Source organism: Pseudomonas rhizoryzae (assembly GCF_005250615.1).
Classification (GTDB): Bacteria; Pseudomonadota; Gammaproteobacteria; order Pseudomonadales; family Pseudomonadaceae; genus Chryseomonas; species Chryseomonas rhizoryzae.
Genome location: NZ_SULM01000011.1, coordinates 107,444 through 127,466 on the forward strand (window position 1 = coordinate 107,444; position 20,023 = coordinate 127,466).

At 66.4% G+C, this 20,023-nt stretch carries 15 protein-coding genes and 1 pseudogene; 8 read left to right on the forward strand and 8 right to left on the reverse strand.

All coding sequences use genetic code 11. From position 1 onward, the window contains the following. Window positions 1-2: 2 nt before the first annotated feature. On the reverse strand, window positions 3-893 hold the full coding sequence (locus tag FAZ11_RS18490; RefSeq protein ID WP_058778980.1) for an NAD(P)-dependent oxidoreductase: 891 nt from the start codon (window positions 891-893) through the stop codon (window positions 3-5). A 355-nt stretch (window positions 894-1,248) separates the two neighbouring features. Between FAZ11_RS18490 and urtA the strand changes: the two genes are divergently transcribed. The 7 genes from urtA (at window position 1,249) to FAZ11_RS18525 (ending at window position 8,560) form a co-directional block, all read left to right on the forward strand. Next, complete coding sequence (gene urtA / locus FAZ11_RS18495; protein ID WP_137279144.1) at window positions 1,249-2,523, forward strand: urea ABC transporter substrate-binding protein; 1,275 nt, start codon at window positions 1,249-1,251, stop codon at window positions 2,521-2,523. Between the two features lie 303 nt (window positions 2,524-2,826). Next, window positions 2,827-4,395, forward strand: coding sequence for an urea ABC transporter permease subunit UrtB (urtB, locus tag FAZ11_RS18500; RefSeq protein ID WP_137279145.1), 1,569 nt, complete (start codon window positions 2,827-2,829; stop codon window positions 4,393-4,395). Beyond that, window positions 4,392-5,471, forward strand: a complete 1,080-nt coding sequence (urtC, locus tag FAZ11_RS18505) for an urea ABC transporter permease subunit UrtC (protein ID WP_058773431.1) — start codon at window positions 4,392-4,394, stop codon at window positions 5,469-5,471. The genes urtB and urtC overlap by 4 nt, the downstream gene beginning before the upstream one ends. After that, the gene (urtD, locus tag FAZ11_RS18510) at window positions 5,468-6,313 is read left to right on the forward strand and encodes an urea ABC transporter ATP-binding protein UrtD (RefSeq protein ID WP_058773432.1); all 846 of its coding nucleotides are present in this window, start codon (window positions 5,468-5,470) and stop codon (window positions 6,311-6,313) included. The genes urtC and urtD overlap by 4 nt, the downstream gene beginning before the upstream one ends. 105 nt (window positions 6,314-6,418) lie before the next feature. Continuing rightward, a complete protein-coding gene (gene urtE, locus FAZ11_RS18515) occupies window positions 6,419-7,117 on the forward strand; it encodes an urea ABC transporter ATP-binding subunit UrtE (RefSeq protein ID WP_058773433.1) in 699 nt (232 codons plus the stop codon). Between the two features lie 140 nt (window positions 7,118-7,257). Further along, window positions 7,258-7,701, forward strand: coding sequence for a type II 3-dehydroquinate dehydratase (aroQ, locus tag FAZ11_RS18520; protein ID WP_058773434.1), 444 nt, complete (start codon window positions 7,258-7,260; stop codon window positions 7,699-7,701). A 4-nt stretch (window positions 7,702-7,705) separates the two neighbouring features. After that, the gene (locus FAZ11_RS18525; protein ID WP_058773435.1) at window positions 7,706-8,560 is read left to right on the forward strand and encodes a shikimate dehydrogenase; all 855 of its coding nucleotides are present in this window, start codon (window positions 7,706-7,708) and stop codon (window positions 8,558-8,560) included. A 153-nt stretch (window positions 8,561-8,713) separates the two neighbouring features. Here FAZ11_RS18525 and FAZ11_RS18530 read toward each other — a convergent pair whose 3' ends face one another. Further along, the gene (locus tag FAZ11_RS18530; protein WP_058774471.1) at window positions 8,714-10,981 is read right to left on the reverse strand and encodes a YgiQ family radical SAM protein; all 2,268 of its coding nucleotides are present in this window, start codon (window positions 10,979-10,981) and stop codon (window positions 8,714-8,716) included. A gap of 234 nt (window positions 10,982-11,215) precedes the next feature. Continuing rightward, a pseudogene (locus tag FAZ11_RS18535) lies at window positions 11,216-12,307 on the reverse strand (IS481 family transposase); the annotation flags it as partial. 418 nt (window positions 12,308-12,725) lie between these two features. Here FAZ11_RS18535 and FAZ11_RS18540 point away from each other — a divergent pair. Beyond that, window positions 12,726-14,102 (forward strand): amino acid permease, encoded by a 1,377-nt coding sequence (locus tag FAZ11_RS18540; RefSeq protein WP_058773053.1) that lies wholly within the window; start codon window positions 12,726-12,728, stop codon window positions 14,100-14,102. A gap of 100 nt (window positions 14,103-14,202) precedes the next feature. Here FAZ11_RS18540 and FAZ11_RS18545 read toward each other — a convergent pair whose 3' ends face one another. The 5 genes from FAZ11_RS18545 to FAZ11_RS18565 all read right to left on the reverse strand — a co-directional run bounded on the left by FAZ11_RS18545 (window position 14,203) and on the right by FAZ11_RS18565 (window position 20,001). Continuing rightward, window positions 14,203-15,684 (reverse strand): glucosyltransferase domain-containing protein, encoded by a 1,482-nt coding sequence (locus FAZ11_RS18545; protein WP_058773054.1) that lies wholly within the window; start codon window positions 15,682-15,684, stop codon window positions 14,203-14,205. 261 nt (window positions 15,685-15,945) lie between these two features. Then, window positions 15,946-16,959, reverse strand: coding sequence for a D-alanine--D-alanine ligase (locus FAZ11_RS18550; RefSeq protein ID WP_058773055.1), 1,014 nt, complete (start codon window positions 16,957-16,959; stop codon window positions 15,946-15,948). Beyond that, window positions 16,959-18,353: a replicative DNA helicase gene (dnaB, locus tag FAZ11_RS18555; RefSeq protein WP_058768707.1), complete on the reverse strand. Its 1,395-nt coding sequence runs from the start codon at window positions 18,351-18,353 to the stop codon at window positions 16,959-16,961. Before dnaB ends, FAZ11_RS18550 begins: the two co-directional genes overlap by 1 nt. A 290-nt stretch (window positions 18,354-18,643) precedes the next feature. Next, window positions 18,644-19,090 carry a 50S ribosomal protein L9 gene (rplI, locus tag FAZ11_RS18560; RefSeq protein ID WP_058768706.1) on the reverse strand — a complete coding sequence of 149 codons (447 nt, stop codon included), beginning with the start codon at window positions 19,088-19,090 and terminating at the stop codon, window positions 18,644-18,646. 20 nt (window positions 19,091-19,110) lie between these two features. Continuing rightward, window positions 19,111-20,001, reverse strand: coding sequence for a hypothetical protein (locus FAZ11_RS18565; RefSeq protein WP_058768705.1), 891 nt, complete (start codon window positions 19,999-20,001; stop codon window positions 19,111-19,113). Window positions 20,002-20,023: the final 22 nt, after the last annotated feature.

Here is a 20,023-nt window from a genome sequence, read left to right on the forward strand (position 1 = left end):
GATCATTCCCCCTTACCGAACAGGTCTTCGCTGGTGCGTCGCGCGATGGCGCAGAAATCCTCGCCATCGGCCAGGGTCTCGGCACTGGCCGCCCAGGCCTGGGCGGTAGCCGCGGCCAGCGGCAGGTCGAGGCCGAGTTCAGCGATGAGGTCACGGGCCAGGCCCACGTCCTTGCGCATCAGGCCCATGGTGAAGCCGGAGTCGTAGGCCTTGTTCAGCACCCAGGTGGGGAACATGCCCTGGCTGGCGGCGCTGCGCCCGGAGCCGGCGTTGATGCCTTCGATCAGCTTTTCCGGGGCGACCCCGGCACGGGCGGCCATGGTCACCGCCTCGGCGGTGGTAATCAGGTGCGCCGCGGCGAGCAGGTTGTTGGCGATCTTGGCGATGTTGCCGGCGCCCACGGCGCCAATGTGCACGCGGGTCGCGCTCATGGCTTCCAGGGCCGGCAGCGCCTTGGCCAGGGCCGCTTCGCTACCGCCGATGACCATGGTCATGGTGCCGGCCGCGGCACCGGCCGGACCGCCGGATACCGGGGCATCGAGGAAGTCGGCGCCGACCTCGGCGAAGGCCGCCGCCACCCGGCGGCTGGTCTCGGGCGTGGAGGTGGTGGTATCGACCACCACGGTGCCCGGTCGCACGCGACCGACCAGCCCCGCCTCGCCCAGGCACACGGCCTCGACATGCTCGGCCTTGGGCAACGACAGCACTATCACCTCGCTGACGGCGGTCAGCGCGGCCAGATCGCCGGCGATGGCCACGCCCTGGGCGGCGACCCGCTCGCAGGCGGCGCTGGAGGGATCCAGCCCGATGACCGGCACGCCCTTGCGCGCCAGGGTGATCGCCATGTTGCCACCCATGTTGCCGAGTCCGATGACCCCGACCTGCATGCCCATGCCTTGCTCCTCTTCTTGCGAATGGCTGTCGACCGACCCTGTGGCCGGCCTATGCAATCGAGTATGGGAGGCCCCAGGCATCACCACCAATACGGCATTCGGTCTTTCATGTTGCGCAAAAAGCAACGGCTTACCGGCCCTCATTGCCGCCTTGGCACCAGCATCGTGCAAGCCGTCATACGGCCGGCCATAGCTGCTCCACATTGGTGCGCGACGATAATCCTGAACACTCGGTCAACCTACCTGACGCCAGTACTCACGCGGCCTAGCGCCCGCTGGCACAAATCCTGAAATGCCGATTGCCGGGCGCAAAGCCCAGCCCAACAACAGCGCACGTTCGCCAGGAGCCATTCGCATGAAGCGCCGCCCTCTACTCAAGACCACCCTCGCCGCCAGCGCCCTGCTCATGAGCGGCCTGTTCCCCTGGAGCGCCGCGCACGCCGCAGACACCATCAAGGTCGGCATCCTGCATTCGCTCTCCGGCACCATGGCCATCTCCGAAACCGCGCTGAAGAACATGGCGCTGATGACCATCGACGAGATCAACGCCAAGGGCGGGGTGCTGGGCAAGAAACTCGAACCCGTGGTGGTCGATCCGGCCTCCAACTGGCCGCTGTTCGCCGAGAAGGCGCGCCAGCTGCTGACCCAGGACAAGGTCGCGGTCACCTTCGGCTGCTGGACCTCGGTATCGCGCAAGTCGGTACTGCCGGTGTTCGAGGAACTCAACGGCCTGCTGTTCTACCCGGTGCAGTACGAAGGCGAAGAGATGTCGCCCAACGTCTTCTACACCGGCGCGGCGCCGAACCAGCAGGCCATCCCGGCGGTGGAATACCTGATGAGCGAAGACGGCGGCGGCGCCAAGCGCTTCTTCCTGCTCGGCACCGATTACGTCTATCCGCGCACCACCAACAAGATCCTGAGAGCCTTCCTGCACAGCAAGGGCGTCGAGGACAAGGACATCGAAGAGGTCTACACCCCCTTCGGCTACAGCGACTACCAGACCATCGTCGCCAACATCAAGAAGTTCGCCGCTGGCGGCAAGACCGCGGTGATCTCCACCATCAACGGCGACTCCAACGTGCCCTTCTACAAGGAACTGGGCAACCAGGGCCTGAAGGCCACCGAGGTACCGGTGATGGCCTTCTCGGTGGGCGAGGAAGAACTGCGCGGCATCGACACCAAGCCGCTGGTGGGCCAGCTGGCCGCCTGGAACTACTTCGAGTCCCTGGATAACCCGGTGAACAAGAAGTTCGTCGAAGCCTGGAAGGCCTACGCCAAGGCCCAGAACCTGCCCAACTACCAGACCACCGTGACCAATGACCCCATGGAAGCCACCTACGTCGGCATCCACATGTGGGCCCAGGCGGTGGAAAAGGCCGGCAGCACCGACGTCGACAAGGTCCGCAAGGCCATGGCTGGCCAGACCTTCGCCGCACCGGACGGCTACACCATCGAAATGGACAAGACCAACCACCACCTGCACAAGCCGGTGATGATCGGCGAGATCCAGGACGACGGTCAGTTCAACGTCGTCTGGCAGAGCAAGGGCCCGATCCGCGCCCAGCCCTGGAGCCCCTACATCCCCGGCAACGACAAGAAGCCCGACGAACCGATGAAGAGCGGCAAGTAAGGTCCCGCCCTCACCCCCGGCCCCTCTCCCAGGGGGAGAGGGGAGCAAAAGGCGGCCCAGCGCACCTGCTTTTACCCCCTCTCCCTCCGGGAGAGGGTTGGGGTGAGGGCAAAAGGCGCTCCGAAGCCAACAGGAAACACCCACAGCACCACAGCCCCCGCCCTCCCCCTCTTTCTGGGAGAGAGATGAGGGCCCGCCAGCGCCTCCGCCCCCAGCGGACGCCCGGCACCAGAAACGAGGCCACGCCTGCCACTCCCCAGGGAGCCTGCACGCCAGAGCCTTTACCTAACGACGAGGCCGAGCATGTCCCTACGCCTTTTCCTTCTGCCCCTGCTGTTGCTGCTCGCCGGCACCGTCCAGGCCGGCCCCGCCGCCGACCTCGCCGCCGCCAGCACCAGCGACCAGGCCAAACTCCTGCAGGACTGGGCCGCCGCGCCCGAGCCTGCGCAACTGCCGGTGCTCCAGGCACTGCAGGACGGCCGCTTCTACGTCGACGACGCCAAGCGGCCCTTCTACAAGACCGGCGACAGCTATACCGCCGCCGAAAGCGAAGCCGCCGCCCCCACCGGCACGCCCAAGCCGGTGCGCCTGAACAATCGTCTGCGGATCCTCATCGGCGCCGCCCAGGCCAGCGGTCAGCTGCTGTCCAGCGACGCCACCCAGCGCCTGGCCGCCGCCCAGGCCCTGCGCCAGGAGGCCAAGCCCGAACAGCGCCCCTTCCTCGAGAAGCGCCTGCACGCCGAGGCCGATCAGCAGGTGAAAACTGCCCTGGCCGCCGCCCTGGCCAACCTGCAGCTGAGCGATCCCGATCCCGCCGTGCGCCTGGCCGCGGTGCGGCTGCTCGGCGAGTCCGGCGAACCCCAGGCCAAGCCCCGCCTGCAGGCCCTGCTCGACCCCGCCGTGGAAGCCAACGAAGACGTCCGCAAGGCCGCCGCCACCGGCCTTGCCCAGGTGGAGCGCAAGCTGCTGCTGGGCGACCTGCTCGGCCAGGCCTTCACCGGCCTGTCGCTGGGCTCCATCCTGCTGCTGGCCGCCCTCGGCCTGGCCATCACCTATGGCCTGCTCGGCGTCATCAACATGGCCCATGGCGAGATGCTCATGCTCGGCGCCTACGCCACCTATGTGGTGCAGCTGACCCTGCAACGCCTGGCTCCCGAATGGCTGGCCTGGTATCCGCTGCTGGCGCTGCCGGTGGCCTTCGCCGTCACCGCCGCCATCGGCATGGCCCTGGAACGCACCGTGATCCGCCATCTCTATGGCCGGCCGCTGGAAACCCTGCTGGCCACCTGGGGCATCAGCCTGATGCTGATCCAGGCGGTACGGGTGGTGTTTGGCGCCCAGAACGTGGAAGTGGCCAACCCAGCCTGGCTGTCCGGCGGTATCCAAGTGCTGCCCAACCTGCTGCTGCCGTGGAACCGGGTGATCATCCTCGGCTTCGTGGTCTTCGTGCTGATCCTCACCTGGACCCTGCTGAACAAGACCCGCCTGGGCCTCAACGTGCGCGCCGTGACCCAAAATCGCAACATGGCGGCCTGCTGCGGGGTGCCCACCGGGCGCATCGACATGCTCGCCTTCGGCCTCGGCTCCGGCATCGCCGGCCTCGGCGGCGTGGCCCTGTCGCAGATCGGCAACGTTGGCCCCGACCTCGGCCAGAGCTACATCATCGACTCCTTCCTGGTGGTGGTGCTGGGCGGCGTCGGCCAACTGGCCGGCAGCGTGCTGGCCGCCTTCGGCCTGGGCATCCTCAACAAGGTCCTCGAGCCGCAGATCGGCGCCGTGCTGGGCAAGATCCTCATCCTCGGCCTGATCATCCTGTTTATCCAGAAACGGCCCCAGGGCCTGTTCGCCCTCAAGGGGAGGGTCATCGATTGAACCAGCCACTCGCCCTCACCGCCGTGCAGAAAGCCGGCCCGCGCCTGAGCCTGGCCGTCCTCGGCCTGGTCCTCGCCGGGCTGATCGCCCTGCCGCTGCTGTCCCTGCTGTCGGCCGACAACCCCTTCCAGGTCTCGGCCTACACCCTCACCCTGGTGGGCAAGATCCTCTGCTACGCCATCGTCGCCCTGGCCCTCGACCTGGTCTGGGGCTACGCCGGCATGCTCTCCCTGGGCCATGCCCTGTTCTTCGCCCTGGGCGGCTACGCCATGGGCATGTACCTGATGCGCCAGGCCGCCGGCGATGGCCTGCCGCCCTTCATGAGCTTTCTCTCCTGGACCCGTTACCCCTGGTTCTGGGCCGGCACCGACCACTTCCTCTGGGCCCTGTGCCTGGCGATGCTGGCGCCCGGCCTGCTGGCCCTGGTGTTCGGCTTCTTCGCCTTCCGCTCGAAGATCAAGGGCGTCTACTTCTCGATCATGACCCAGGCCCTGACCTACGCTGGCATGCTGCTGTTCTTCCGCAACGAGACCGGGTTCGGCGGCAACAACGGCTTCACCGGCTTCACCACCCTGCTCGGCTTCCCGGTGGCGGCCCAGGGCACCCGCGCGGTGCTCTTCCTGCTTACCGTGGCGCTGCTGGTGGCCAGCCTCTGGCTGGGTTGGCGGCTGGCGCAGAGCAAGTTCGGCCGCATCCTCACGGCGATCCGCGACGCCGAGAACCGGGTGACCTTCTGCGGCTACGATCCGCGTGGCTTCAAGCTGTTCGTCTGGGTGCTCTCGGCGGTGCTCTGCGGCCTGGCCGGCGCCCTCTACGTGCCCCAGGTGGGCATCATCAATCCCAGCGAGATGGCTCCGACCAACTCCATCGAGGCGGCCATCTGGGTCGCCCTCGGCGGGCGCGGCAGCCTGATCGGCCCGGTGCTCGGCGCCGGCATCGTCAACGGCGCCAAGAGCTGGTTCACCGTGGCCTTCCCCGAGTACTGGCTGTTCTTCCTCGGCGCCCTGTTCATCGTCGTAACCCTCTACCTGCCACGCGGCGTGATCGGCCTCATCAACAAGGAGCGCGACGCATGAAAGCCGCCCCCGTTCCCCCGCTGGCCGCCGAGGTGCTCGATCCCGGCGTCGGTGGCGAAGCCAGTGGCCTCGGCCACAGCGCCGGCAAGGGCCTGGATACCCGCCACGGCACCATCCTCAGCCTGGAAGGCATCGAGGTCAGCTTCGATGGCTTCAAGGCCCTGCGCGACCTCAATCTCTACATCGGCGTCGGCGAACTGCGTTGCATCATCGGCCCCAACGGCGCCGGCAAGACGACGATGATGGACGTCATCACCGGCAAGACCCGTCCCGACCGCGGCAGCGCCTGGTTTGGCGAGACGCTGGATCTCACCCGCCTGCAACCGGTGCAGATCGCCCAGGCCGGCATCGGCCGCAAGTTCCAGAAACCCACGGTGTTCGAGGCCCTGAGCGTCTGGGAAAACCTGGAACTGGCGCAGAAGACCGACAAGTCGGTCTGGTCCAGCCTCCGCGCCCGGCTCTCCGGCATGCAGCGCGACCGCCTGGAGGAGGTGCTCACCACCATCCGCCTGCAGGAATCGCGTGGCCGCACCGCCGGCCTGCTCTCCCACGGCCAGAAGCAATTCCTCGAGATCGGCATGCTGCTGGTGCAGGAGCCGCAGCTCTTGCTGCTCGACGAACCGGTGGCCGGCATGACCGACGCCGAGACCGAATTCACCGCCGAGCTGTTCAAGTCGCTGGTGCCCAAGCACTCGCTGATGGTGGTGGAGCACGACATGGGCTTCGTCGGCAGCATCGCCGACCACGTCACCGTGTTGCACCAGGGCCACGTCCTGGCCGAAGGCTCGCTGGACCAGGTCCAGGTCAACGAACAGGTGATCGAGGTATATCTGGGGCGCTAGCGCCCTGGTGTGAATATGAATCGCGGCCATGGCGGTTCGCCGCTGCGACCGCTCCTACTTAGGAGCGGCCCATGGCCGCGATAGCCAGACCTAACCGAGGCCCCCATGCTCCAAGTCAACGAACTCCATCAATACTACGGCGGCAGCCACATCCTCCGTGGCCTGTCCTTAGAGGCCCCCATCGGCGAGGTCACCAGCCTGCTCGGCCGCAACGGCGTCGGCAAGACCACCCTGCTGCGCTGCCTCATGGGCCTGATCCCGGCCAAGCGCGGCAGCGTCACCTGGGACGGCCAGGACATCACCAGCCGCAAGCCGCACCAGCGCGTGCAGGCCGGCATCGCCTACGTGCCCCAGGGCCGCGAGATCTTTCCGCGTCTCACCGTCGAGGAAAACCTGCTCATGGGCCTGGCGCGCTTTCCCGCCCGGGAAGCCCGCGAGGTACCCGAGTTCATCTACGAACTCTTTCCGGTGCTCCAGCAGATGCGCCAGCGGCGCGGCGGCGATCTCTCCGGCGGTCAGCAACAGCAACTGGCCATCGGCCGCGCCCTGGCCACCCGCCCGCGTCTGCTGATCCTCGACGAACCCACCGAGGGCATCCAGCCGTCGGTGATCAAGGAGATTGGCACCGTCATCGCCCATCTCGCCAAACGGGGCGACATGGCCATCCTGCTGGTGGAGCAGTTCTACGACTTCGCCAGCGAACTGGCCGACAACTACCTGGTGATGTCCCGCGGCGAGATCGTCCAGCGCGGTCGCGGCGCCGACATGGAGGCGGAAGGGGTACGCGGCCTGGTAGCCATTTGAGTCGAGAGCCAGGGCGATAATCGAACGCTTCCGGGGCCGCCCGGCGCGGGCCGATTGACGGAATTAACCAGCTGGTACATTTTTCTCTGCAACGCCGGGCGGTGCCTGCTCGGCAGAACAACAACAGAGAGAAAGTCACCATGCCCTCCCGACGTATCCTGGTGCTCAACGGCCCCAACCTCAACCTGCTCGGCACCCGCGAACCCGCCACCTACGGCCACGAGACCCTGGCCGACGTCGCCCAGTTGTGCGAGCAGACCGCCCGCGAAGAGGGTTACGAGGTCGACTTCCGCCAGACCAACCACGAAGGCGAATTGCTCGACTGGATCCACCAGGCGCGCGGTGCCTACGCCGGGGTGGTGATCAACCCCGCCGCCTGGACGCACACCTCGGTGGCCCTGCGCGACGCCCTGGTGGCCAGCGAACTGCCGGTCTACGAGGTGCACCTGTCCAACGTGCATCGCCGCGAAGCCTTCCGGCATCACTCCTATGTCTCGGGCATCGCCGTCGGCGTCATCTGCGGCCTCGGCAGCCAGGGCTATCGCGCCGCCATTAGCGCCCTCATCGCCCACCAGGGAAACTAACGCCATGACCGCAGCCAAATCCGTCCTCGCCGGCCTGATCGGCGCCGGCATCCAGGCCTCGCTGACACCCGCCATGCACGAGCGCGAAGGCGACGCCCAGGGGCTGAGATACCTCTACCGCCTGATCGACCTGGACGCCCTCGGCCTCACCGCCGACGCCCTGCCCGAGCTGCTGCAGGCCGCCCAGCGCACCGGTTTCACCGGACTCAACATCACCTTTCCCTGCAAGCAGTCGATCATCCCGCTGCTCGACGACCTCTCCCCCGAGGCGCGCGGCATCGGCGCGGTGAACACCGTGGTGCTGGCCGACGGCCGCGCCGTGGGCCACAACACCGATTGCCTGGGCTTCGCCGAAGGCTTCCGCCGCGGCCTGCCGGACGTGGCCAAGCGCCTGGTGGTCCAGCTGGGCGCCGGCGGCGCCGGTAGCGCCGTGGCCCATGCCCTGCTCGCCGAGGGTGTCGACCAGCTGTTCATCTTCGACGTCGAGGCCGAGCGTGCCCAGATCCTGGTGGACAACCTGACCCGCCACTTCGGCCCCGGCCGCGCCGCGGTCGGCACCGACCAGGCCGCCGCGGTGGCCGCCGCCGACGGCCTGGTCAACACCTCGCCAGTGGGCATGGCCAAGCTGCCCGGTCTGCCGCTGCCGGCCGAGCTGCTGCACCCCGGCCTGTGGGTCGCCGAGATCATCTACTTCCCGCTGGAAACCGAACTGCTGCGCCACGCCCGCGCCCTCGGCTGCCGCACCCTGGACGGCGGCACCATGGCCGTGTTCCAGGCGGTCAAGGCCTTCGAACTCTTCAGCGGCCGCACCGCCAACGCCGACCGCGTGCAAGCCCACTTCGCCGAATTGCGCGGGTAGTCCTCAGCGTTGGGCTTCGCTGCGCTCAACCCAACCTACGCCACCCGTAGGTTGGGTTGAGACGGCTCCACCGTCGAAGCCCAACAACTCCGTCCTGACCCACCGCCCATGAAAAGGGGAGGCCTCGGCCTCCCCTTCTTACATTCCCTCGCCTCAACGCGGCATGTTCGGCTGACGCCGCGACTTCTTGCGCGGACCGCCCTTGGCGTAGCCGGCGGCCTGGCCTTCCTGGCCCTTGTCCCAGGCCTTGCTGCCGTCGCTGGCGCGCGGCGGCAGGCCGGTGTGCTGGGTGAGGATGCGTCCGCCACCGGTACCGCTCTTCTTGCTGCCCACCGGGGTGGAATTCTTGCGCCGGGCGCTCTGGTAGCTGCCGTCACCGACCGGCTGGGTGGCCGGGATCAACTGGTGCTTGCCGGGGCCGATCAGGTCGGCGCGGCCCATGCGTTCCAGCGCTTCGCGCAGCATCGGCCAGCCCTTGGGATCGTGGTAGCGCAGGAAGGCCTTGTGCAGGCGGCGTTGCTGCTCGCTCTTGACGATGGTCACGCCGTCGCTTTTGTAGGTGACCTTGCGCAACGGATTCTTGCCCGAGTGATACATGGCCGTGGCGGTGGCCATCGGCGAGGGATAGAAGGCCTGCACCTGGTCCGCACGGAAGCCGTTGCGCTTGAGCCACAGGGCGAGGTTCATCATGTCCTCGTCGGTGGTACCCGGGTGCGCGGCGATGAAGTAGGGGATCAGGTACTGCTCCTTGCCCGCCTCCTTGGTGTACTTCTCGAACATCTGCTTGAAGCGGTCGTAGCTGCCGATGCCCGGCTTCATCATCTTGTCCAGCGGACCGCGCTCGGTGTGCTCGGGCGCGATCTTCAGGTAGCCGCCGACATGGTGGGTGACCAGCTCCTTGACGTACTCGGGCGATTCCACGGCCAGGTCGTATCTCAGCCCCGAGGCGATCAGGATCTTCTTCACCCCCGGCAGCGCCCGCGCCTTGCGGTACAGCTCGATCAGCGACGAGTGATCGGTGTTGAGGTTCTCGCAGATACCGGGGAACACGCACGACGGCTTGCGGCAGTGGCGCTCGATCTCCGGATCCTTGCAGGCGATGCGGTACATGTTGGCGGTCGGCCCGCCGAGGTCCGAGACCACGCCGGTGAAGCCCGGCACCTTGTCGCGCATCTCCTCGATCTCGCGGATGATCGAGTCGTGGGAGCGATTCTGGATGATCCGGCCTTCGTGCTCGGTGATCGAACAGAAGGTGCAGCCACCGAAGCAGCCACGCATGATGTTCACCGAGAAGCGGATCATCTCGTAGGCCGGGATCTTCTCCTTGCCATAGGCCGGGTGCGGCACCCGCGCATAGGGCATGCCGAACACGTAGTCCATTTCCTCGGTGGTCATGGGGATGGGCGGCGGATTGAACCAGACGTCCACCTCGCCATGCTTCTGCACCAGGGCGCGGGCGTTGCCCGGGTTGGTTTCCAGGTGCAGCACGCGGTTGGCGTGGGCATAGAGCACCGGGTCGTTGCGTACCTTCTCGAAGGACGGCAGGCGGATCACCGTCTTGTCGCGGGTCATACGCGGGCTTTCCAGCAGCTGCACCACCTTGGCTTCGTTGGGATCTTCGACTTCGCCTTTCGCCTGCTCGATGGCGCAGGCCTCGGTGTCCTGGGTGTTCACGTAGGGATTGATGATCTTGTCGACGCGGCCGGGGCGATCGATGCGGGTCGAATCGACCTCGAACCAGCCCTCGGGGGTATCGCGGCGGATGAAGGCGGTGCCGCGCACATCGGTGATGGACTCGACGCGCTCGCCACGGGACAGGCGCTGGGCGATCTCCACCACCGCCCGCTCGGCGTTGCCATAGAGCAGGATGTCGGCGGTGGCGTCCATCAGGATCGAGCGGCGCACCTTGTCCTGCCAGTAGTCGTAGTGGGCGATCCGGCGCAGCGACGCCTCGATGCCGCCGAGCACCACCGGCACGTGGCTATAGGCCTCCTTGCAGCGCTGGCTATAGACCAGGCTGGCGCGATCCGGCCGCTTGCCGGCGACATTGCCCGGCGTATAGGCATCGTCCGAGCGGATCTTCTTGTCGGCGGTGTAGCGGTTGATCATGGAGTCCATGTTGCCCGCGGCCACGCCGAAGAACAGATTCGGCTCGCCGAGCTGCATGAAGTCGTCCTTCGACTGCCAGGCCGGCTGGGCGATGATGCCCACGCGGAAGCCCTGGGCTTCCAGCAGGCGGCCGATGATGGCCATGCCGAAGGACGGATGATCGACGTAGGCGTCCCCGGTGACGATGATGATGTCGCAGCTGTCCCAGCCGAGTTGATCCATCTCCGCCCGACTCATGGGCAGGAACGGCGCCGGACCGAAGCACTCGGCCCAGTATTTCGGATAGTCGAACAGCGGCGTGGCGGCTTGCATGGCAGCTTCCGGGAAAGGGGTGTTTGGGGAGGGCGCGCAGAATAGCACAAAAAATGACCAATTCAGCCCCCGGACATCGATTGCCTTTGGCTATCGGCGGCTCTGGCCTACCCTCACCCCAACCCTCGCGTGTATAGCCCGGAGACATGGTGGACACCTGTTCGAGGACAAGGTGGACAGGTGTCAGGCGACGGAACGTCCCGTCGTCGCCGTCCGGGTGTGTGCGTTCAAACACGCGATGCGCCAGGTGCGCCAGAACACGTCGTACTGGCCGTCCACGCCCTCGGGACGGATCAGCACGGGCTCGCCGATGAAGGCCTTGCCCACGTGCCACTGCTGGCCTCGCCAGTTGATGAGCCCCTGATCGCGTACCGTGCGGACGATACCGCCTTCAGCGTACAACGGCGCGGATGGCGTGGGGCAATAGGCGCGGGGGCTGGGTTGATAGCGTGTCTGGGGCACCTGCATGCCCAGCGCCTGATGCGGCCGCTGGGCATTGTAGAGCTGTCGCCAGTGGTCGAAGGCCCGCTGCGCCTTGTCCAGGTCTGCCCACGGCGGGCCCTGCAGGACTTCGGCCTTGAGCGTGCGGTGGAAGCGTTCGTCCTTGCCCTGCGTCTGCGGATGATAGGGGCGCGAATGGCTGACCCGGATGCCCTGGGCCATCAGCCAGACGTCCAGCCGAGTGTAATGCTGGCCGTCCGTGCCCCAGGGACTGCCGTTGTCCATGGTCATTCGCGCCGGCAGGCCATAGCGCTCGAAGGCGGCGATCAGGCACTGACGCACGGTGCTTTCCCGCTCGTCGCCGCAGGCCTGCAACGCCACTGCGTAGCGCGAATGGTCGTCCAATACGGTCAACGGATGACAGCGTCCCCGTAACAGGGGTACATGCCCCTTGAAGTCCATCTGCCACAGATCGTTGGCGTGCGGGTGTTCAAAGCGCTGCCAGGGCTTGGCCGCCGCTGAAGCCGCCGCGCTCACCGCGCCGTGGCGGACCAGGATCGCATGTACCGTGCTGATAGCCGGCATCGGCACGCCCTGATCTTCCAGCCGACGCGCCAGCTTACGTGCTCCCCAAGCCGGGTGCTGCGCGCGCAAGGCCATGACCTGCGCCTCCTGTTCCGGTGCACATCGGCTTGGCGACGTCGTCGGACGGCGCGAGCGATCCGTCAGCGCCTCACCGGCCCTGGCACGCGCCAGCCACTTGTATCCCGTCGTCGGGCTAATGCCGAAGCGGCGACACAGCAAGCGTACGTTCGCTCCCGTCTGTTGTGCCAAGCCAACAAATTCTTCGCGTAGCTCCATCGTGGACCTCTCCTGCCACGGCATCGGCCTGCTCCCACCTGCCAAATGCCACAGCGTGAAGTGTCCACCCTGTCTCCGAACAGGTGTTCACTATGTCCCCGGGCCATACACTCTCCCCGAGGGAGAGGGGGCAAAAACAACTCCGTGCACTGGGTCTTCCCCCTCTACCTCCAGGAAAGAGCCAGGGTGAGGAAAGCACATCGGCAATGCCCTTCAGCCGTAGGGTGGACAACGGCGCAGCCTTGTCCGCGCGCAGCCGTCCCTTTCTCCCAAGAGAGGACCGAAGAAAGACACCCAACGAAGACTCCCTGCCGCAGCGCGCTCTTCCCCCTCTCCCTCAGGGAGAGGGCCGGGGTGAGGGAAAGCCCACGCCGCGGCCTAACTCGACAGGAGTGCTACCATAGCCCTCCGCTCCCTCCCCACCACCGAGACACCCCCGTCCATGTCCCAGCCCCAACCCGCCGCCGGCCAGTTGCAGCGCGGCCTGAAGAATCGTCACATCCAGTTGATCGCCCTCGGCGGGGCCATCGGCACCGGCTTGTTCCTCGGCTCGGCCGGGGTGCTCAAGTCGGCCGGCCCGGCGATGATCCTTGGCTACGCCATCGCCGGCTTCATCGCCTTCCTGATCATGCGCCAGCTCGGCGAGATGATCGTCGAGGAGCCGGTGGCCGGTTCCTTCAGTCACTTCGCCAGTCGCTACTGGGGCCGTTTCCCCGGCTTTCTCTCCGGCTGGAACTATTGGGTGCTCTATGTGCTGGTGGGCATGTCGGAACTCACCGCGGTGGGCAAGTACGTGCAGTACTGGTGGCCGGAAGTACCGACCTGGGCCAGTGCCCTGGTGTTCTTCGTGCTGGTCAATGCCATCAACCTGTTCAACGTGAAGGCCTTCGGCGAAACCGAATTCTGGTTTGCCCTGATCAAGGTGGTGGCCATCCTCGGCATGATGGCCTTCGGCCTCTGGCTGCTGATCAGCGGCGCCGGTGGCCCCGAAGCCTCGGTGAGCAACCTCTGGAGCCATGGCGGCTTCCTGCCCAACGGCTGGAGCGGCCTGTTCGCGGTCCTGGCGATCATCATGTTCTCCTTCGGCGGCCTGGAGCTGGTGGGCATCACCGCCGCCGAAGCGGACCAGCCGCGCACCGTCATCCCCAAGGCCATCAACCAGGTGGTCTGGCGCATCCTGATCTTCTATGTCGGCGCCCTGACCATCCTGCTGTCGCTGCACCCCTGGGACGAACTGGTGCGCAGCATCGGCGCCGGTGGTGACGACTACGCCGGCAGCCCCTTCGTGCAGACCTTCGCCCTGCTCGGCAGCGACACCGCCGCGCACCTGCTCAACTTCGTGGTTCTGACCGCGGCGCTGTCGGTCTACAACAGCGGGGTCTACTGCACCAGCCGCATGCTCTACGGCATGGCCGAGCAAGGCGACGCCCCGCGCGCCCTGCTGCACACCAACCGCAGCGGCGTGCCGCTGCTGGGCATCGCCGTGTCCTCGGCGGTGACCCTGCTCTGCGTGCTGGTCAACTACCTGCTGCCGCAGAATGCGCTGGAGCTGTTGATGTCGCTGGTGGTGGCCTCGCTGGTGATCGCCTGGGCGCTGATCAGCCTGACCCACCTGAAATTCCGCGCCGCTCAGCGCCAGGCCGGTCGTATCTCGCACTTCCCGGCGTTCTGGTCACCCTTCACCAACTGGCTGTGCCTGGCCTTCGTCGGCATGATCCTGGTGCTGATGCTGCGCATCCCCGGCATCGCCGTGTCGGTCTATGCCATCCCGGTGTGGCTGGCCTTCCTGTTCCTCTGCTTCAAGCTGCGCCGGGGCTGACCTCTGCGTAGGTTGGGCTGAGACGGCTTCATCGTCGAAGCCCAACAGGCATGGCCGAGCAAGTCATCGTTGGGCTTCGCTACGCTCAGCCCAACCTACCCTACTCGAAGGGTATCCACGGCGGCCGCGGCTTCATGATGATGCAGCCGTCCTCGCCCAGCGCCCAGATGTCATAGTAAAGGTTGTCCACCAGCCGTACCCCGGCGCCGGGGACCGCCACGCGCTGGGTACAGCTGTCGCTGTCGGCATCGTCGATCACCCCCAGATCCTGCAGGCGCTCGGCGATCATGAAGTTGCCCGGCGACAGGCCAAGGATGAAGGGCAGCACCGGCAACTGTTCGAGCGTCCGGTGCGCCAGGGGCAGCCAGGTCGCCTCCAACGGTCCACCGGTCCAGAGAATGCGCTTGAACTGGCGCAAGCGGGGATCGCTGCTGAGATCGTGGCGCAGCTCCTGCACCAGTTCGCGCTCGAAGGTCTTCTGCGCGGACAGCACCTGGCCATAGGCATAGGCCAGCGACAGCATCCACAGCAGCGGCAGGATCACCAGCCACTCCAGACGCGGTACCAGCCGTTCCAGCAGGTCGTGGGCGAGCAGCAGGCCCAGCATCAGCACCACGGCCATTCCCGTCAGGGTCCGCGCCTCGAGGATGAAATCGCGGAACAGCAGGGTGATGCCAGCCACGCAGAGCGCCAGCACCGGCAGGGTTGCGCCGTACAGCAGCAGCACTGGCTGCGCGCGACGACCATAGGCGCGCGCATAGGTCAGCGCACCCAGTCCATAGCCCAGAGCGGCCAGAGCGCCAAAGATGATCCATAGCCAGGTATTGCCGGGCGTCAGCAGCAACTCGACGCAGTGCAGGACCTCGCCCAGGCGCTGCCAGAGGATCGGCAACAGATCGGCGCCCAGCCCGGCATGACGATCGGTGGTCACCAATTGGTAGGCGGTCAGATAGTAGAACAGCGTGCCCAGCAGCAGCTGCACGACCTGGCGCAGCACCAGGCGCAAGAGCCGCTCCGGCGCCATGCGCCGCTGCACGCCGCGGATCAGCTCCAGGCCACAGAGCGCGATGAAGACGTTGAGCGCGACTTGGTAGAAGGCGATGGCCGCCGCCAACAGGATCGCCGGCGCCAGCAGCGTCACCAGGGTATGGCGATTGCGGAACAGCACCGCGTAGATCACCGCGACCAGGCTCAACGCCATGGCCGGGCCGTCGTACTGATAGGTCAGATTGCCCAGCCAGAACGGCGAGAACCACAGCGGCAGGATGGCCAGGCACTGGGTTGGGCGCGGCGCGCCGAAGTAGTGCCGCGCCAGGTCGGTCAAGGCCCAGGCCGCGGCGACGCTGGCGATCAACAACGGCAAGGGAAAGATGTTGAGGGTCGTACCGCTGAAGGTCAGCAGCCGATAGAACATCTCGGTGAGCACGCGGCCCTGCTGACGCCACTCCAGACCGTTCTGCAACTGGATGCGCCAGTTGTCGTCGACATAGGGAAAGTCGGCGAGGATGAACGGCAAGACGAACAGCAGGATGGCGAGCAGAAACAACAGGCGGGTCTGTAGCGGGGTCAACGTCCGATTCAAGGTTCCGCTCCCTGGCGGCGAACGAAGTACCTGCGGTATTCACCGGCAGGGGTTACGGGCTGACCGACCAGGCACCTGCCCGGCCGGTCGGGTTCGGCTCGAACGACTGACGAAGCCGCTCAGCGCAGCGATGATGGCACCGAACACAGGGCCCGGACCATCCCCGTCTCGACCCTCGTCTGGAACAGACTCCATCAGGTCGCTTTCTGCCCCCGGTCTGGCAGGTCCAGTGCCGGGAGTCGCTCTAGCAAGAGCCTTGCATCATCGCAGCGCCAGCCGGCAAATGCGCTCGCACAGTTCGTCGAAATCGATGCCGACCGCCGCCGCCGATTGCGGCAGCAGGCTGGTGGCGGTCATCCCCGGCAGGGTATTGACCTCCAGACACCACAGCCGCCCCTCGGCATCCAGGCGGAAATCGGCGCGGCTGTAGCCATCGAGCTTGAGCGCCCGGTGCGCAGCCAGGGCCAGTCGGCGCGCCTCGGCGGCGATCTCGGCCGATACCTCGGCGGGGAACACCTCCACCGCGCCTTGGGGCTGGTACTTGCTGGTGTAGTCGAACACGCCGCTCTGGCCGAGGACGATCTCGCCCACCGCCAGGGCCTGGTCACCCAGGACCCCCACGGTCAGCTCGCGACCGGCGACGAAGCGCTCGATCATCACCTCGCGGTCATAACGCAGCGCTAACTCGATGGCTGGCTGCAGGTCCTCGGCGCGGCTGACCTTGCTCAGACCCACGGTGGAGCCCTGCTGGCTGGGCTTGACGATCACCGGGAAACCGAGGGTCTCGGCCACGGTTTCGGCAGCCACCGGCGCCATCAGCCAGTCGGCGGTGGGCACTCCGGCGGCACGGAACAGCCGCTTGCTGAGGTCCTTGTCCATGGCCACGGCGCTGCCTACGCGGCCGCTACCGGTATAGCGCAGCTCGGCCAGATCGAGCAGGGTCTGCAAGGTCCCGTTCTCACCGGTACCGCCGTGCAGCGCGAGGAACAGCAGATCCTGGTCGCCCAGTTGCGCCTGGCTGAGCACGGCACCGGCGTCCTGGCCGCGCATCCGCACCAGGGCGGTCCGCTCCGGCGGTTCGAGACCGACCCGGGCTTCCAGCAGCGCACGCTCGGCGTCCTCGTCGAGCAGCCCCAGGGCGGTGTCCACGGTCACCACCTGGTGCCCGCGCCGACGCAGGGCCGCCACCACCTGGGCGCCGCTGGCGATGGACACATCGCGTTCCTCGCTGGTGCCGCCGAGCAGCACGGCGATCTTCAGCTTGTCCTTGACCATCATTCGTCCTCGAAAACGTAGCTGCCGGGTGCGAGATTCTCGAACCGGGTGTATTTGCCGATGAAGGCCAGCCGCGTGGTGCCGATCGGGCCGTTACGCTGCTTGCCGATGATGATTTCCGCCACGCCCTTGTACTCGGTTTCCGGGTGGTACACCTCGTCCCGGTAGACGAACATGATGACGTCGGCGTCCTGCTCGATGGCGCCCGACTCACGCAGGTCGGAGTTCACCGGGCGCTTGTTCGGTCGCTGCTCCAGGGAGCGGTTGAGCTGGGACAGCGCCACCACCGGGCAGTTGAACTCCTTGGCCAGGCCCTTGAGCGAGCGGGAGATTTCGGAGATCTCGTTGGTGCGGTTCTCACCGCCGCTGCCGCCGATCTGCATCAGCTGCAGGTAGTCCACCATGATCAGCGCCAGGTCGCCGTGCTCGCGCACCAGGCGGCGCGTACGAGCACGCATTTCCGAAGGACTGATGCCAGCGGTATCGTCGATGAACAGCTTGCGGTCGTTGAGCAGGTTGACCGCCGAGGTCAGCCGCGGCCAGTCGTCATCGTCCAGCTTGCCGGAACGCACCTTGGTCTGGTCGATGCGACCGAGGGACGACAGCATCCGCAGCACGATGGAGTCGGCGGGCATCTCCAGGGAGAACACCAGCACCGCCTTGTCGGTCCGCAGTACCGCGTTCTCCACCAGGTTCATGGCAAAGGTGGTCTTCCCCATGGACGGCCGGCCGGCGACGATGATCAGATCCGCCGGCTGCAAGCCGCTGGTCTTTTCGTCCAGGTCGGCGAAGCCGGTGGAAACGCCGGTGATGGCGTCGCTGGAGTTGAACAGGGTATCGATGCGGTCGATGGCCTTGGTCAGGATGTCATTCACCCCCACCGGGCCGCCGGATTTGGGGCGTGCTTCGGCGATCTCGAAGATCTTGCGCTCGGCTTCGTCGAGCAGCTCGTTGGCGCCACGCCCTTCCGGGTTGTAGGCGCTGTCGGCGATGTCGGCGCTGATGCCGATCAGTTGGCGCAGGGTGGCCCGCTCGCGCACGATCTGGGCATAGGCCTTGATGTTGGCCACCGACGGCGTGTTTCTGGCCAGCTCGGCCAGATAGGCCAGGCCACCCACCTGGGGCAGTTGGCCTTCGTTATCCAGTTGTTCGGACAGGGTCACCACGTCGAACGGCTGGTTGCGCTCGGCCAGACGGGCCACGGCGCGGAAGATGAGTCTATGGTCGTGCCGATAGAAGTCGCCATCGGACACCTGATCGAGCACGCGCTCCCAGGCATTGTTGTCCAGCATCAGACCACCCAACACGGCCTGTTCGGCCTCGATGGAATGCGGCGGCACCTTGAGGGCAGCGGTCTGCAGATCGTACTGCTCGGGCAGGGAAATCTCGTTCATGCGCAGGTCTTGGGCCCCCATTGCGGGCGGCTAAGGGTTTTTCGGACGGCAGAAAAGACAAAGGGCACGTCACTGCCTTGGCAATGACGTGCCCGATTGTCGGCAGACCGGCGCCGGGGCGCAAGTCCACCAGTCAGGCGACGACGCGCAAGTATCGAAAGCACGCTGGCGAGCTAGAGTCAGGCAAGGCGAAGGCACCTGAGGAAGCGCAGTTTACAGGCTGTAAATGAGCATTCCGATGGTGCCTTCAACGCAGCCTGGCCGACGCGCAGCCAGTGGGCGTTCGAGGCTTACTCAGCGACGACGACGACCTTCACGACGGCTTCGACGTCGGTGTGCAGGTGCACTTCGATGTCGTATTCGCCGGTGTTACGCAGCGCGCCGTTGGGCAGGCGAACTTCGCTCTTGTCCAGCTCGACGCCAGCGGCGCTGACGGCTTCGGCGATGTCGCGGGTGCCGATAGAACCGAACAGCTTGCCTTCGTCGCCGGAGTTGGCGGCGATGGTCACGGTCAGTTCAGCCAGCTTGGCGGCACGGGCGTCGGCCTGGGCCTTCTTCTCGGCAGCCTGCTTCTCGAGCTCGGCGCGACGAGCTTCGAAAGCCTCGACGTTGGCAGCGGTGGCTGCGGTGGCCTTGCCCTGCGGCAGCAGGAAGTTACGGGCGTAGCCGCCCTTGACGTTCACTTTGTCGCCCAGGTTGCCCAGGTTGGCGATCTTTTCCAGCAGGATGACATCCATTGAGTCTTTCCTCTTAACTTTTAACCTTCACCGTCCGTCGGCCCCTGCGGCTCTTGCGCAGACCGCCCACGGAAATCGAACACGCTATCGATCACAGCCAGAATCACCAACAACGGATAGATCAACTGCCCGAACAGCAGCAGCGTCACGTACAGCCCCACCAGCCAAAAGCCCGCCAGGCGCTTGGCCGCTACCAGCCCGTGCAGCAGGGCGATACCGGCGAAGGCCAGCGGCACGCTGCACAGCGGGGTCAGCAGACCGAGCCCACTGCCCAGGTTCGGCGCCAGCACCAGCAGGGCCAACAGGCCGAGCGCGATGGCTGGACGCAGGCGCAGCACGCGAAACTCGCGGCCGAACCCCTTGGGGTTGTACAGCGCCGCCTGCCAATAGCGCCCGAGCATCAGGCACAGCAGGCAGGTGATCTGGAAGAACGCCGCCATAAGGCCGGTCAGCACGGGCAGCAGCAACTGCTGCAACTGCGCCTGCTTTTCCGGCGGCAACTGCGCCGCGCTCGGGCCCAACACCTGGGGCAACATCTGGCGGATGGTGTCCGCCAGCTCGTTGATACCCTCGGCATAGACCTGTCCCAGCACCAGGGCGAAGACCAGCCCCAGGGGGACACTGGCCAGCAACACCCGCGTCCAGGACAGGCTCTGGCGCAATATCGCCGCCAGCAGCGTCGAACCCAGCACCACCAGCAGAATGCTGGCATCGCCCCAGTACAACCAGAACAGTGCCGGCAACAGGGCCCAGATCAGCACCCCGGCCGCGGCGGCAGGTCCCCGGCGCAACAGCACCAGGCTGCCACCGGCAGCGGTCATCCAGTACAGCAGCGGCACGACCGCCCCCAACACCACCACCAGGGTGGCCTGGGTACGCCCGCGCATGATGAACTCAGCCAGAGGCCGCATGCCGTGTTTATCCGTTATCCGT